Source organism: Paraburkholderia sp. NPDC080076 (assembly GCF_050281145.1).
Taxonomy (GTDB): Bacteria; Pseudomonadota; Gammaproteobacteria; order Burkholderiales; family Burkholderiaceae; genus Paraburkholderia.
Genome location: NZ_JBNNWQ010000002.1, coordinates 854,850 through 869,249 on the forward strand (window position 1 = coordinate 854,850; position 14,400 = coordinate 869,249).

13 protein-coding genes are annotated in these 14,400 nt (G+C 61.6%); 8 read left to right on the forward strand and 5 right to left on the reverse strand.

Annotated features, from left to right (window positions below):
• Positions 1-56 precede the first annotated feature (56 nt).
• On the reverse strand, positions 57-335 hold the full coding sequence (locus ACQKRQ_RS11180; protein WP_006050811.1) for an HU family DNA-binding protein: 279 nt from the start codon (positions 333-335) through the stop codon (positions 57-59).
• Between the two features lie 494 nt (positions 336-829).
• On the opposite strand from ACQKRQ_RS11180, the gene mnmC reads away from it, so the two are divergent.
• From mnmC to ACQKRQ_RS11215, 7 genes are all read left to right on the forward strand, one after another.
• Positions 830-2,800, forward strand: coding sequence for a bifunctional tRNA (5-methylaminomethyl-2-thiouridine)(34)-methyltransferase MnmD/FAD-dependent 5-carboxymethylaminomethyl-2-thiouridine(34) oxidoreductase MnmC (mnmC, locus tag ACQKRQ_RS11185; protein ID WP_427476926.1), 1,971 nt, complete (start codon positions 830-832; stop codon positions 2,798-2,800).
• Positions 2,801-3,644: 844 nt separating this feature from the next.
• On the forward strand, positions 3,645-4,850 hold the full coding sequence (locus ACQKRQ_RS11190; RefSeq protein WP_132376505.1) for a cation:proton antiporter: 1,206 nt from the start codon (positions 3,645-3,647) through the stop codon (positions 4,848-4,850).
• Between the two features lie 127 nt (positions 4,851-4,977).
• Positions 4,978-6,093 carry a YbdK family carboxylate-amine ligase gene (locus ACQKRQ_RS11195; RefSeq protein ID WP_132376506.1) on the forward strand — a complete coding sequence of 372 codons (1,116 nt, stop codon included), beginning with the start codon at positions 4,978-4,980 and terminating at the stop codon, positions 6,091-6,093.
• A 538-nt stretch (positions 6,094-6,631) separates the two neighbouring features.
• Entirely contained in the window at positions 6,632-7,270 is a 639-nt protein-coding gene (locus ACQKRQ_RS11200) for a MarR family winged helix-turn-helix transcriptional regulator (RefSeq protein WP_132376507.1), read from the forward strand.
• Between the two features lie 127 nt (positions 7,271-7,397).
• Positions 7,398-8,111: a glutamine amidotransferase gene (locus ACQKRQ_RS11205; RefSeq protein WP_132376508.1), complete on the forward strand. Its 714-nt coding sequence runs from the start codon at positions 7,398-7,400 to the stop codon at positions 8,109-8,111.
• 82 nt (positions 8,112-8,193) lie between these two features.
• The gene (locus ACQKRQ_RS11210; RefSeq protein WP_408176342.1) at positions 8,194-9,306 is read left to right on the forward strand and encodes an NADH:flavin oxidoreductase/NADH oxidase; all 1,113 of its coding nucleotides are present in this window, start codon (positions 8,194-8,196) and stop codon (positions 9,304-9,306) included.
• Between the two features lie 218 nt (positions 9,307-9,524).
• Entirely contained in the window at positions 9,525-10,049 is a 525-nt protein-coding gene (locus tag ACQKRQ_RS11215; protein WP_427476929.1) for an SET domain-containing protein, read from the forward strand.
• 64 nt (positions 10,050-10,113) lie between these two features.
• Here the strand turns inward: ACQKRQ_RS11215 and ACQKRQ_RS11220 are convergent, their stop codons facing one another.
• Entirely contained in the window at positions 10,114-11,616 is a 1,503-nt protein-coding gene (locus tag ACQKRQ_RS11220) for a sensor histidine kinase N-terminal domain-containing protein (RefSeq protein WP_427476931.1), read from the reverse strand.
• A gap of 134 nt (positions 11,617-11,750) precedes the next feature.
• Entirely contained in the window at positions 11,751-12,437 is a 687-nt protein-coding gene (locus tag ACQKRQ_RS11225) for a response regulator (RefSeq protein WP_013590077.1), read from the reverse strand.
• Between the two features lie 239 nt (positions 12,438-12,676).
• On the opposite strand from ACQKRQ_RS11225, the gene ACQKRQ_RS11230 reads away from it, so the two are divergent.
• A complete protein-coding gene (locus tag ACQKRQ_RS11230) occupies positions 12,677-12,901 on the forward strand; it encodes a DUF3717 domain-containing protein (protein ID WP_427476933.1) in 225 nt (74 codons plus the stop codon).
• Between the two features lie 103 nt (positions 12,902-13,004).
• Here the strand turns inward: ACQKRQ_RS11230 and ACQKRQ_RS11235 are convergent, their stop codons facing one another.
• Positions 13,005-13,295 (reverse strand): 4a-hydroxytetrahydrobiopterin dehydratase, encoded by a 291-nt coding sequence (locus ACQKRQ_RS11235; RefSeq protein ID WP_132376513.1) that lies wholly within the window; start codon positions 13,293-13,295, stop codon positions 13,005-13,007.
• A 104-nt stretch (positions 13,296-13,399) separates the two neighbouring features.
• Complete coding sequence (phhA, locus tag ACQKRQ_RS11240) at positions 13,400-14,290, reverse strand: phenylalanine 4-monooxygenase (protein WP_427476935.1); 891 nt, start codon at positions 14,288-14,290, stop codon at positions 13,400-13,402.
• Positions 14,291-14,400: the final 110 nt, after the last annotated feature.

Here is a 14,400-nt window from a genome sequence, read left to right on the forward strand (position 1 = left end):
CCCAGGCGAAAAAAAACCCGCCGTTGGCGGGTGTCAACTGCCTGGCAGTAGTCTGCTTAGCGCTTGTTGACTGCGTCTTTGAACGCCTTACCAGCCGTGAACTTGACGGTCTTGGCGGCCGGAATCTTGATAGTTTCGCCGGTCTTGGGGTTACGACCCGTACGCGCTGCGCGCTTGCCCGAACCGAAGCTGCCGAAGCCGATCAACTGGACCGCATCACCCTTCGACACAGACTTCTTGATCACTTCAAGCAACGTGTCCAGCGTTTCACCGGTTTGAGCCTTGCTGGCGCCCGTCTGTCCTGCGACGGCGTCGATCAGTTCCTGTTTGTTCATTAAGGTTCCTTTCTGAGTTTAGGTTGACACGAACAGCGCGAACGCGCCGATTATACGTGCGCGGGCCGCGCCGTCGAGCAGCGCCGGCTCCGGATCCCCTCCGGACCAATGGCGCCGCACAGATGACTGTCCGGCGGCCGTGCTGCCGCTCCCTTCGCGGCGCTTGCTATGATAGCGCAGCGCAAACCCAATCAGGATAAGGGTTTCGAAGAATTACGCGGTTCCGGGGTCGATATCGCAAGGAAACCGCAAATTTTGCGCTCCACGACCCCCAACCGAGGGCTGAAACCCAGTATGGACGGGGCCTGACGTTGGTTTTTGCCAACGTTCGGCGCGTCTTTTTCGCCCTCCGGCGAGCTGCGCGCGCGGGCGGTAACGTTCGACCCGCGTGTGAGACGACGCCGGGCTGCTCCAGGTTTCCTCACCCCTCGGGGGCTCCGGCGCGAAGCGACGGGTTCTGGGGGCATTTTTCCGAGCGTCATTTTCCGTCGCGCATGACCGATCCGCTGATCCCCGCCGTCCTCGCTTTTCGCGACAACGGCACGCCTTTTTCGCCGCTTTACGACGACATCTATCACAGCGCCGTAGGCGGTCTCGAACAGGCTCATTACGTTTTCCTGCGCGGCAATTCGCTGCCCGACCGGTGGCAGGGCCGCCGCGCGTTCACGGTGCTGGAAACCGGCTTCGGCATGGGCATCAACTTTCTGATGACCTGGGCCGCATGGCGCGCAGATTCGTCGCGTTGCGAGCGGCTGCATTTCGTGTCGACTGAGAAGCATCCCTTTACCGTCGCCGATTTACGCAAGGTGGTCGCGGCGACGATTTCCGATCCGGAGATTGCCGGCCTCGCGGAAGCCCTCGCGAACGCCTGGCCGATGCTCGTTCCCGGCACGCACAGGCTTGAATTCGATGAAGGGCGCGTCGTGCTCACACTGGTGTTCGGCGACGCGCAGGAGAGCTTGCCGGCCTTGAGGCTGCGCGCCGATGCGTTTTACCTCGACGGCTTCGCGCCGGCCAAGAATCCCGAACTGTGGACGCCGGCGATCTTCAAGGCGCTCGCGCGGCTGGCAGGCGAGGGCGCCACGTTCGCCACCTACAGCAGCGCCGGCGACATCAAACGCGCGCTGACGCAATGCGGCTTCGAATACCGCAAGGTGGACGGCTTCGGCTGGAAGCGGGCGATGCTGGTCGGCCACTTCGCGCCGCGCTGGCGCGTGCGGCGTCATGAACCGCCCGCGCCGCTCGCGGTCGATGAACGACATGCGGTAGTGATCGGAGCGGGGCTTGCGGGCTGCGCGGTGATCGAACGGCTCGCCGCGCGCGGCTGGCGCGTCACGTCGCTGGAGCGGCACGCTTCGGTGGCGCAGGACGCATCGGGCAATCCGGCGGGCGTGTTCCATCCCATGATTTCGCGCGACGACAGCGTCGCGTCGCGCGTCACGCGTGCCGGCTTTCTGTATACGCTCAGGCGTTGGGCCGCGCTCGAGCGGCTCGGTCACACGCCGTTGCGCGGCGGCCAAGGCTTGCTGCAGATCGCCGCGGACGACGATGAAGCCCGCTCGATCAGCGAAGCGATCTCCACATTCGGCTATCCGTCCGACTACGTGACGCCTGTCTCGCCGGACGAAGCTCAGCGGCTCGTCGGCATGCCGCTCGCGCACGGCGGATGGTTCTTTGCGCACGGAGGCTGGATCGACCCGGCGTCGCTGTGCGCTGCGCAGTGCGCCGCGGCGGGTCATCTACTCGAGCGCCGCTTCGGCGTGGACGTCGCACGGATCGAACGGTCCGACGGCCAATGGACCGTGTTCGACAACTCGGGCGAGGCCATCGCTCAAGCTCCGGTGGTGATCGTCGCCAGCGCTCACGATGCCGCGCGCATCGCCGGTTTGCGGCATGCGCCGACTCGCAGCATTCGCGGCCAACTTACTTTGCTGCCGGCCGGCACGGTGCAGCCACCGCTTCAGATGCCGGTGATCGGCGAAGGCTACGCGGTGCCGCTCGCAGACGGCGTCACGTTAACCGGCGCCACCTACGAACTCGACGACCCCGACACATTGCTGCGTGCGGCCGGCCATCTGGAGAACCTGGAGCGCGTCGCGCAGATGCTGCCGGCATTTGCTGGCGTCGTCGCTCGGGCTCAGTCGGCGGCGTTGATGGGGCGTGTCGCGTTCCGCTGCGTCACCAGCGATCGCATGCCGATGATCGGCCAACTCGCCGACGAAGCGCAGGCAACGCACGATGCCCAGCGCCTGCGTGGCGCATGGCCGCTCGACCTGCCGCGCACGGACGGCCTGTACGGCGCTTTCGCGTACGGTTCGCGCGGGCTCGTATGGGCGGCGCTCGGCGCGGAACTGATCGCCTCGCAACTGGAAGGCGAACCGTGGCCGCTCGAACGGGATCTGGCTGAAGACATCGACCCGGCGCGCTTCCTGTTGCGCGCACTGCGTCAGGGGACGGTGGGTTAACTTCGGACTCCAACCAGCATGCTCGCCGGATAAGTTATCCACTGAGAGTTGTGGATAACCACGCCGTTTACCGGTGCAACTGGTGTGGAACCGTTGTGGACGTAAACGGGGTAACTTTGCCGCTGCCCAAAAGCGCAAAAAGTTACCCTTGTATACGCGCCGCTCCCGCACATGCTGTGCATCCTGTTATGCCGTCGGCAAACCGATGATTCATTTCGGTAAACAGGAGTTATCCACAGAAACCGAGGCATCTTGTTAACTATTACTACGTATACATACGGTAAACCTGTAAACAGAAAGACCGTGGCTGGACGAGAGCCCGTCGGCGGATCTCGAGCGCTCTTTAAACCCGTGCAAAACTTCCACGGCGATGTCCCGAAAAGCACATCTACCGCGTTCAAACTAGCCGGTAGCACGGCCGGATTTGCAGCCAAAACGGTCGGTTTTTCCTCATGTCGGCGAGATACCGTACGTTTTTACCGTTTTGCCAGCATGTTCGCGCCTTTTCGGTCGAGGCTGAAAAAGCTATGGCACAATCGCCGTTCTTTTCCGCGTCGTGCCTTGTCTCTACAGCGGCACACGCAGCAAACGGAACGGTGCCGCTCAATCAGAATCTGATTCAAAGTCGACGGCGTTCTTTCACCGTGCCGGTTGCTACGGCCGCACCCCGAATGCGCCAGCTTCCTTGCTGTTGCCGCGCATTCAGATCATCCGATCGTTGAAAACTCGCAACGCTGGCCACGCGAAGCGATCGCGACAGTGAGCGCGTCATGTGCCCACTCGCTCGCCGGTGTTTGCGCCGGTTCGTGTCGTCTGCCGTTGCTGCAAAGGAGAACCCATCACGATGAATTCGGCGTTTTCATTTTTTCCAGCCTGGCCGCTTTCACCCGACGCCATTTTTTGGGCTGGTCTCGCATTGCTCGCCGCCGGTCTGTGCGGTGAGCTTTGCTATCGCGCGTGGCGTTTACCGCGCATTTCCGGGTATGCGGTCATTGGTCTGATTGCCGGCGCGGCCGGTTCGGGCGTGATCGATGCGGATTCCGCGAGCGCCGCGCGGCCGCTGCTCGATGTCGCGCTCGGTTTGCTGTTGTTCGAACTCGGGAGCCGGCTCGACTTGCGCTGGATCCGTCGCAATCCCTGGCTGATTCTGTCGAGCGTCGCCGAAGCTACGCTGACATTCGCGCTCGTATTGCCGGTTTTGCTGTTCCTGAACGTGCCGCTAATGGTGGCAACGGTGCTCGCCGCGATCGCCATGGCGACATCGCCGGCCATGGTGATTCAGCTGAAAACAGAATTGCGTGCGGAAGGCCAGGTCACCCAGCGTTTGTTGACCTTGACCGCGCTGAACAGCATGTATGCTGTGGTGATCGAAAAGCTCGTGTCGAGCTGGCTGCATCAGGAAATTTACGGCAACGTATTTGCGACCATCCTGCAACCGCTTTATCTGCTGGTCGGCTCGCTCGTGCTCGCGTATCTGCTCGCGCGCACCTGCACGTTCTTCTATCGACGTTTGAACATGCAGGACGAGCACTCGTTCGTCGCGCTGTTCGGTCTTGTGCTGCTGGCCATTGCGGTCGCGCATCTGTTCAAGCTGTCGACCATTCTTGCGTTGCTGGCCGCCGGCATCATTGTGAAGAATCATGAGGCGCGTCCGCAGTTGTGGCCGGAGCATTTCGGCACGGCCGGCTGGTTGCTGACGGTGATTTTGTTCGTGCTGACGCTGACTTCGTTTGAATGGAAAGACATCGCGCTTGGCGGCGTCGCGGCACTGGGTCTGATTGTTGCGCGCCTGGTGGCTAAGCTGGTCGGCGTGCTGGCGTTCGCCAAGCCGAGCGGCTTGAACTGGAAGCAGGGGATGGCGCTCGGTCTGTCGTTATCGCCGATGTCGGCGCTTGCGTATCTGCTGGTCGACGACACCTACAACCTGTATCCGAACTTCGATCCGCAACTGCGGGCTATCGTGATGTGTTCCATTTTCGTGCTGCAGATTCTCGGGCCGTGGCTCGTCTATCGCAGCCTGGCGCTGGTGGCTGAACGGCGTGAAGTGTAAGCGCAAGTCAATGAGCGCGCTGCGCTACTCAAGGCGCGATGTTTGACACGCTTTATCCAACTTATATTCGATTCAAAAACGGCCGGGTATGTGACTCACACCCGGCCGACCTGACTCAGGGGACGCCATGTCACTCGAACCCTTCATCGATTCGAAACCGTTTACATTCGGTGTCGAACTCGAGATGCAGATCGTCAATACGCACGACTATGATCTGACCAAAGCCGGCTCGGATCTGATGCGCCTCATCAAGGACGAAAAGATCCCCGGCAACATCACGCCGGAAATCACCGAAAGCATGATCGAGTTGTCGACGGGCATCTGCACGACGCATGAGCAGGCCGTCACCGACTTGCGCAAGATTCGCGACACGCTGGTGTCCGCGGCCGACCGTCTGAACGTCGGCTTGTGCGGCGGCGGCACGCATGCGTTCCAGCAATGGAGCGAGCGGCAGATCGTCGATACGCCACGTTTTCAGTACATCTCCGAGCTGTACGGCTATCTTGCCAAGCAATTCACCGTGTTCGGCCAGCACGTGCACATCGGCTGCCCGGATCCGAACAGCGCGCTCTATCTGTTGCATTCGTTGTCACGCTTCATTCCGCATTTCATCGCGTTGTCCGCATCGTCGCCGTTCGTGCAGGGTGTCGATACCGGTTTTCATTCGGCACGACTGAATTCCGTGTTCGCGTTCCCGCTGTCGGGCCGCGCGCCGTTCGTGCTGACGTGGGATAGCTTCGAGGAGTATTTCTCGAAGATGGTCCACACCGGCGTCGTCAACAGCATGAAAGATTTCTACTGGGACATCCGGCCGAAGCCGGGTTTCGGCACGATCGAAGTTCGTGTGATGGATACGCCGTTGTCGGTCGATCGCGCGGCGGCGATTGCCTGCTATATCCAGACGCTTGCCCGGCATCTGCTGCTCGACAAACCGATCACGCCGCAGGAAGACGATTACCTCGTCTATACGTTCAATCGTTTCGAAGCGTGCCGCTTTGGTCTTGCCGGCACCTGCATCAATCCGCAGACGGGTGAGCGCAAGACGATTTCCGAAGACATCCTCGAAACGCTGGATCTGATCGCTCCGCACGCCGAAGCGTTGGGTTCGGGTAATGCGCTTGCTGAAATCGGCGCGATCGCTCGCGGTCAGGTCAATGATGCAACCTGGTTACGCGGTGTGGTCGAACGGGAGAAGTCTCTGCATGAAGCTGTCAGGCAACAGTGCTTGCAGTGGCGGGCGTAGGCAAAGACAGGATTGCTTACGTCAAATCGTAAGGAAACCCGCCTCGAGCGGGTTTTTTTCAGTAAATTAATTTTCCAGCTCGGCGTGCCTTTGGTTTTTATAGAGTTAACGTATACAAACGTAGTAGTAGTTAACAAGCATTGCATCTGCCTGTGGACAACTGAATAATTCCCTGCAAAGTCAATGCGCTGCGTAAACCATAACTGAGCTGATCGAGGGCGCATCGGCGCCGGTAGACGAGGACAACTTTGGGACGGGTAGAGCGGGCCTGGGTGCTTATCAAGAATCAGCGCACAAGCTATCCCTAAGTTTTCCCATGGTTATCCACAGCTTGTGTTGGATAAGTTAGCTGTACGATTCGCCGCTCTCGCATAGAATGTCGTTTTCGCTGCTTTGCCTTGCAAGGCGGTAAATTTTTGAGATAGTAGAAAACCGTCTTGTCGCAGTTGGGCAAGGCTACCCCACACAGGCTACGGGCGCGGTCGGCAAGCAGTTCGCCGGCATCGTACGAAAGCTGTAAATAAACCAATCGAAGATTATGAGCGAAGGCGTATACGGAGAACAGGCGACCGGGCGGGTGACCCACAGCCTATTGCGATTGAGCACGGCAATGCGGAGCCAGGCTTGGGAATGGGCGGAGGGCGCTGGCCTGACACCAACTCAAGGCGAAATTCTGGTCTTGCTGATGCAGCGCAAAGGCCCGATGCGTCTCGGCGAAATTGCCCGTGAAACGGCGCTCACCGCCGCGACGACCAGTGATGCAGTCAGCACGCTCGAAACCAAAGGGCTGGTCGAAAAGCGCCGTGCCCTCGACGACGGCCGCGCCCTCGCGGTTCGCCTGACGGCGCGTGGCCGTACGGCGGCGAAGCGCGCCGCGCAATGGCCGGACTTCCTGGCCAAGGCGGTCGGCACGCTGCGTGACGACGAGCAGGCGGTGTTCTATCGCACGCTGCTCAAGACCGTGCATCAGCTGGAAGCGCAGGGCACGATTCCGCCGCACCGCATGTGCCTGAGCTGCACGCACTTCGAGCCGAGCAAGAACCCGAAGAAGACGCCGCATCATTGCGCGTTGCTCGATCTGAACATGTCGGATACGGATCTGCGCCTCGATTGCTCGGTGTACGAGACGGCCGACGTCGCCACCCAGAAGAAGACCTGGAAGATCTTCGCCCAGTAAGGCGGCTTCTTCCGGGACAATCCGCTACACTGCCAAGCCGGCTTCGGCAGGCGGCCTATGCCGCCTGTCAGCCGACTGGTGCCGCGTGGCGGCAAGTCTTTAGTCAACCTGAAGGTGGGGCAGGCCGATGAATCGCGAAGTTCTGGCCATTCGCCACGTGCACTTCGAGGATCTGGGTAGTCTCGAGCTGGTGCTCGGCGAGCGCGGGCGCCCGGTCCGTTATCTCGATGTCGGCTTTGCTCGCATCGAGGCGCCGAACCCGGTCGCCGCATCGCTGATGGTGGTGCTCGGCGGCCCGATCAGCGCAACCGACGACGCGCTTTACCCGACGCTCGTGCCGCTGCTGTCCATGATCGAGAAACGCATCGCGGCCGGTTTGCCGACGCTCGGCATCTGCCTCGGCGCTCAATTGATCGCGCGTGCCCTTGGCGCCCGTGTCTATCCCGCAGGCCATACCGAACTCGGCTGGACACCGCTGACGCTGACCGACGCCGGCCGCGCGTCACCGGTGCGTCATCTGGATGGCGCGCAGACCTCCATGCTGCATTGGCATGGCGATACCTTCGATCTTCCCGACAATGCAACGCGTCTTGCGTCGACGCCAGCCTGCGAAAACCAGGCTTTCGCCTGGGGCAATCATGTGCTGGGTCTGCAGTGTCATCCGGAGATCCGTACCGATCGCTTCGAGCCCTGGCTGATCGGTAACGCCGGTGAGCTGGTTGGTCACGGCATCGACGCGCGCCAGTTGCGGGCCGAGACCGCGAAGTTCGGTCCCGCGCTCGAAGCCGCCGCGTGCCGCATGTTTGGCGAGTGGCTCGACCAGGTCGAGGCGAAACCCTGAAATTCTGAAAGTCCGCGGGCCAGCACTAAATCACTTGCGGTGCTATGCTCGATCGCTCTCGGGTTTCTACTGGGCGTAATCCATGAGCGCGCTTTTTTCTCCGCTCACGCTGCGTAGCGTGACGCTTCCCAATCGTATCGTCGTGTCCCCGATGTGCCAGTATTCCGCCGACCGTGGCGAGGCAACGGCGTGGCACATGATCCATCTCGGCAGCATGGCGTTATCCGGTGCCGGCATGCTCTGTATCGAAGCGACCTCGGTCGAGCCGGACGGCCGCATTACACCCGGCGATCTCGGTTTGTGGGACGACGTCACCGAAGCCGCGCTCGTGCCCGTGCTGGCCGCGATCCGCAAGCATTCGCACATCAAGGTCACGATGCAGTTGTCGCACGCCGGGCGCAAGGCGTCGAGCCACGCGCCGTGGGAAGGCGGCCAGCTGATTCCGGTATCGCAAGGTGGATGGCTGCCGCACGCGCCGTCCGCGTTGCCGCACAAGGCTGGCGAAGAGCCGCCGCTGGCGCTCGACACGCCTGGGCTGAACCGCATCCGCGAAGCTTTCGCCGCCTCGGCGCGCCGCGCCGCGCGGCTCGGCGTCGACGCACTGGAAGTCCACGCGGCGCACGGCTATCTGCTGCACCAGTTCCTCTCGCCGATCGCCAATCAGCGCGACGACGACTACGGCGGCTCGCTTGAAAACCGCATGCGCTTTCCGCTTGAAATCTTCGATATCGTGCGCGCTGCATTTCCCGCCGACAAACCGGTCGGCGTGCGCGTTTCCGCAACCGACTGGGTCGAAGGTGGCTGGACGCTCGAGGATACGATCGCGTTCGCGCAGGAACTGAAAAAGCGCGGCTGCGACTGGATCGACGTATCGTCCGGCGGCGTCTCGCCGTTGCAGAGGATTCCGCTTGAACCGGGTTATCAGATTCCCTTTGCCAAGGCGGTCAAGGAAGCCACCGACCTCACGACCATCGGCGTAGGCTTGATCACCGACCCATTGCATGCCGAACAACTGATCGAAGACGGCGACGCCGATCTGATCGCCCTGGCGCGCGCGTTGCTGTACAACCCGCGTTGGCCGTGGCACGCCGCGGCACAACTGGGCGCGACGGTCGAAGCGCCACCGCAGTACTGGCGTTCGCAACCGCGCGAGCAAAAGGCACTGTTCGGCGACATTTCGTTCGGACAACGGTGAAGTTGGCAACCCGTCATACGTGCGCGTCTTTTTGACGGTTGAACGAAGCCGTATTCAGCGTGTAGGATGCCGGTTGTGGCGCGCGAGCGTCGCAAGTCGACGCGGCGCTCGCAAGGCGCCGCGTTTGCTATCCGCGTCAGAAAAAAGCAGCGCGTCAGACGCGGGCATTTCTGACGGCTGCCGAACTTCACCCCCAGTTCTTCACAAGGATTCATTCAATGAGTTCACGCAGGATCGCCGTGCGCCGTTCGGGTGTGCACGGCAAAGGCGTGTTTGCCCTCGAACCGATTGCGGCCGGCGAGCGCCTAATCGAATACAAGGGCGAGCGGATCTCTTGGAAAGAAGCGTTGCGCCGTCATCCGCACAATCCGGCCGAACCGAATCACACGTTCTATTTTGCACTCGATAGCGGCAAGGTCATTGACGGTAAAGTGAACGGCAATAGCGCGCGCTGGATCAATCATTCCTGCGCGCCGAACTGCGAAGCCGAAGAAATCGACGGTCACGTGTACGTGCATGCGTTGCGCGATATCGCTGAAGGCGAGGAAGTCTTTTACGACTACGGCCTCGTGATCGACGCGCGTCAGACCAAGAAGCTCAAGAAGGAATATGAATGCCGTTGCGGCGCGCGTAAGTGCCGCGGCACGATGCTGGCGCCGCCTGAGAAGGAGAAGGGCGACGGCAAGTCCGAGAAGTCGGCCAGGAAGGCCAAAACGTCGGCGAAGAGAGCGAAGAAGAAATGACATCCGGGCTGCCTGAGTCGATCATGTGTGTGATCGCCAGGCAGCCCGTCGAGCATCTGAACCGTTAGCTATCCACCGGCGCCGAGTGCGCCGATTTTTTTGCCGGCCGCCGTGGTTCGGGTTCCACGGTGCTCTGCACGCTGATCGGCACGAGCGGAATGCGCACGATGAAACGTGCGCCGCCTTCCGGTGCGTCCTCGTAATGCACGCTGCCGTGATGCAGCACCATGATGTCGTGGACTATCGCGAGGCCGAGACCGGCGCCGCCATCCACGCCGGCGTCGCTCTGACCGTCCCCGCGGAAGAACCGTTTGAAAAGATCAGCTTGCTGGTTGCGCGGCACGCCCGGCCCGTTGTCTTCGACGATGATCTCCGCCATGCGCAGTTCGTCGATGACCGTTTGCGACACCGTCACCGTGATGCGGCCGCCATCGAAACGCGACGGCGGCACGTACTTGAGTGCGTTATCCAGCAGATTGGCGATCACTTCGTGCAGCAGCACGGGATTGCCGCGCGCCATCAACGGATGGCCGTTGCTGGGGTCGTCCAGACGCTGGAAGCCCAGGTCGACATGGAACGTCAGCGCACGCGGCACCCATTCGGCGCCCGTATCGAACGCGAGCGCGGCCATGTCCACGTTGACGAAGCGAGCCGCCTGTTCGCCCGGCTCGGCTCGCGCGAGCGAGAGCAGTTGATTCGACAGCCGCACTGCGCGGTCAGCTGCGGCGCGCAGTTCACGCACAGCGGCTAGCGTTTGCTGCGGGTCGCGCGCGATGGCCGCCTGCTCGGCATGCAGCTTGACGGCGGTGAGCGGCGTGCGCAGTTGATGCGCGGCGTCGGCGATGAATTTGCGCTGGCCGTCGAGTGCCGTTTTCAGGCGACCGAGTAGCGCGTTCAACGCGCCGGTCAGCGGGCGAATTTCGACCGGCACATAGGTTTCGTCGACCGGTTCCAGCGACGTGTGCGTTTGCCGGTTCAGCGAGTCCGCGAGATCGGTGAGCGGATTGAGCTGCTGATTGACCACCCGCCACACGATCACCCAGCCCGCCAGCAGCAGCAGCAACAGCGGCATCATGATCGCGACCAGAAACTCGGCGGCGATGCGAAACCGGTGATGCACCGGCTGACCGACTTCGACGACGATCGGATTGCCCGTCGGCTGATCGACCCGCACCTGCGCCACCCGCACCGTCACGCCTTGATGCTGCGTTTCGAATACGTACGCGTAATGCATGCGCCGCACGCTCGTGCCTTGCAGCGGAAGATTGTGATCGCCGGCGATTTCCGTTTCGCCGGTGCTGATCCGGTAGACGAGGTGCTCGACCGGGTCCGAAAACATGGCTTGCGCGAGCGGCGGCACCGTGATGCGCGCATTCGGGCCGGCAATCTGGATCTGTTTGGAGATCGCGGTGGCGAGATCGGCGAGCGAACGGTCGACCACGTGCTGCGTGTACTGCCAAGCTAGCCAGTAAGCGATCAGGCCGCTCATGAGCGCGAGCAGCGAAAGGGGAGCAGCGAGGCGCCGCAGCAGCGTGCGGCGCAGACTATTGGCGGCCGGCTGGGGCATGATCGAACGCGCGGGAAAGTAGCAACGGCGCAAGCACCGTGAAATTTCACTGGATGCCGGCGAAATGCGCACCGAGTGCGCGGCGCCGGCCCGGCGCCGTCAGGCCGCAATGCAACGTGCGGCCTTCACGACGATTATGCGGCCTGACGGATTTCCTGCAACAGATAACCGAAGCCGCGCACCGTGACGATCTCGACACGGCAGTTTTCGAGCTTTTTACGCACCCGGTGCACGTAGACCTCGATCGCGGTGTCGCCGAGATCGCCGCCGAAATGCGTCAGATGGTCTTGCAGCTGTGCCTTGCTGACCACGCGGCCATGACGCAACAGCAGCATTTCGAGCACCGCGAATTCACGCGGCGAGAGTTCGAGCGGCTTGTCGTCGTTGAAAATGCGGCGATCGACGCCCGACAGGCGCACACCGCCCAGCGACACTTCCGGACGCGGCATATCGCCGTGCGGACCGCTGCGGCGCATGACCGCGCGGATGCGCGCTTCGAGTTCGGTGGGTTCGAACGGCTTCAGCATGTAGTCGTCGGCGCCGGAATTCAGGCCTTGCACGCGGTCGTTGAGCTCGTCGCGCGCGGTGAGGATGATCACCGGCGTGTGACGATTGCTCTGACGGAAGCGCGAGAGCAGCGTCATGCCGTCGATGCCGGGCAGACCCAGATCGAGGATCACCAGCTCATGGCGATTTTGCGTGAGGGCCTGTTCGGCGAAAATGCCGTCGTGGACCATGTCGACGGTGAAGCCGGCTTGTTCGAGACTGCTTTGGATGCCGCGTGCGATGGGGCGGTCATCTTCGATCAGAAGGAGTCGCATGGATTTCGCTCAAGTACAATGGGTTAGGCGTTTGGGCAAGCGGTTCGCCGGGGCGCCTGCTGCACAGGCAGCGTGCGGCGTGGCCGTACCGAACTGGCACGAAGCGGCCACGAAGCAGGCATCGAGCGGCCTTGAAGCGCCTACCTGGCGCCCCCAGACCTGTCGCATCGCGCCAGTCCCTCGCAGGGGCAAGAAAACCTGGGACGGCCCGGCGTTTTCTTGAGAGCGATCACGAAGTCATGTCCGAGATAAGCATTCACGAACTGGAAGCCGCAATCAACTTCTGGCGCGGCCGCTCACCTTCGAGCGGCGACGAACTCGTTCTGTGCAAGGAGGCAAGCGCGCTCTCCAAGCCGTATGCGCTGATGATTGTACAGCGTCAGCACACGCTATCACCGGATCGTTTGGACACGGTTGCGAGGCTTGCGTGGGATTCTTACGTGCACCTTAAGAATAGCCTGTAGAACTGAAGGTTTGGACAAGGGATTACCTGCAAAGCCCTTTCATTTCCGCAGAAATACTCAAATTACGGCGTTTAAACCCGCTGATCGTACTAGTACGTTTGTATTACGCGGTAATACTATCGATAAACTTAGCCAATTTGATGTCGCGCTCTGTCAAACCGCCGGCTTCATGCGTGGACAGCGTGATCTCTACCTTGTTGTACACGTTGAACCATTCCGGGTGGTGATCCATTTCCTGCGCCTTGATCGCCACGCGCGTCATGAAGCCGAATGCTTCGTTGAAGTCGGCGAATTTGAACTGGCGCTGAATCGCATCGCGGCCCGCTGTGGCTTGCCAGCCATGCAAGCCGGCGATCTGCGTGGCGCGTTCTTCGGATGTCAGTTTGTGAATCATGATGCCACCTCATTTGATCTGAACAGGCACGCCGGTGGACGTGCGCATCCGCTATTTTTTCACGGATGCCGTCCGCCCGCAGACGGCCCCGTCAGCCTTGCTTTTCAGATATCGCCGTCGGCCAGCCAGCCTTCCTGCGAACCGCGCGTGATGACGCGATCGTGCTCGAGGACGTCGCCGGCCGCGAACGCCGGTTCGGCTGCGAGCCTGGCCAGCAGCGGCGCGAAATCGGTTTGCGCGACGTTGAAGAGCTGCGCGAAGTCGTCGATCACGAAGTAGGTCTTCTGGAACGTGTCGATGCGGTAGCGCGTGCGCATTACGCGTTCGAGGTCGAAGCCGAGGCGGTTCGGCGCGGCGCTTTGCTGGCTGTAGAGCGTTTCGCCCTTGCTCGACACGATGCCCGCGCCATAGATCTTCACGCCGTTCGGACTCGCCGCGTCGCGGATCAGTCCGAACTCCACTGTGTACCAATAGAGGCGCGCGAGCAGCGGCAGGGCGCCGGCGTCATGGGCGGCGAGCGCGGCGCGGCCATATGCATGCATGTAGTCCGCGAATACCGGGTTGATCAGCAGCGGCACGTGACCGAACAGATCGTGAAAACAGTCCGGTTCCTGCAGATAATCGAGCTGATCCGGGCGGCGCATCCACCACGTCACGGGAAAGCGGCGATTCGCCAGATGCTCGAAGAATACCTGGTCCGGCACGAGGCCTGGCACGGCGACAATCTGCCATCCGGTGGCGGGCGTGAGCTTCGCGTTGATCTCCTCGAACGAAGGCACGCGGTCGCCCGGCATGCCGATGGTTTCGACGCCCGCCAGAAACTCGTCGCACACACGCCCTTTGAGCAGCGCCGTCTGGCGCGCGTAAAGCTGTTGCCATACCGCGTGATCGACCGCGCCGTAGCGTTCGGTCGGTTGATCGATGGTGAAATCGGCACGGGTTTCGAGGCCGGCGTCGAATTGCTCTTTCAGTTTGGCGGTACTGGCGGTGGACATGATGCTGCGCTCTACGGTGACGGCTGATATAAATAGGTGATGCAAGTGTAGAGCGGCGTGAGTGCGGAAAGGGCGCAATGATGGCGGTTTACAATGAGAATATGCAATAA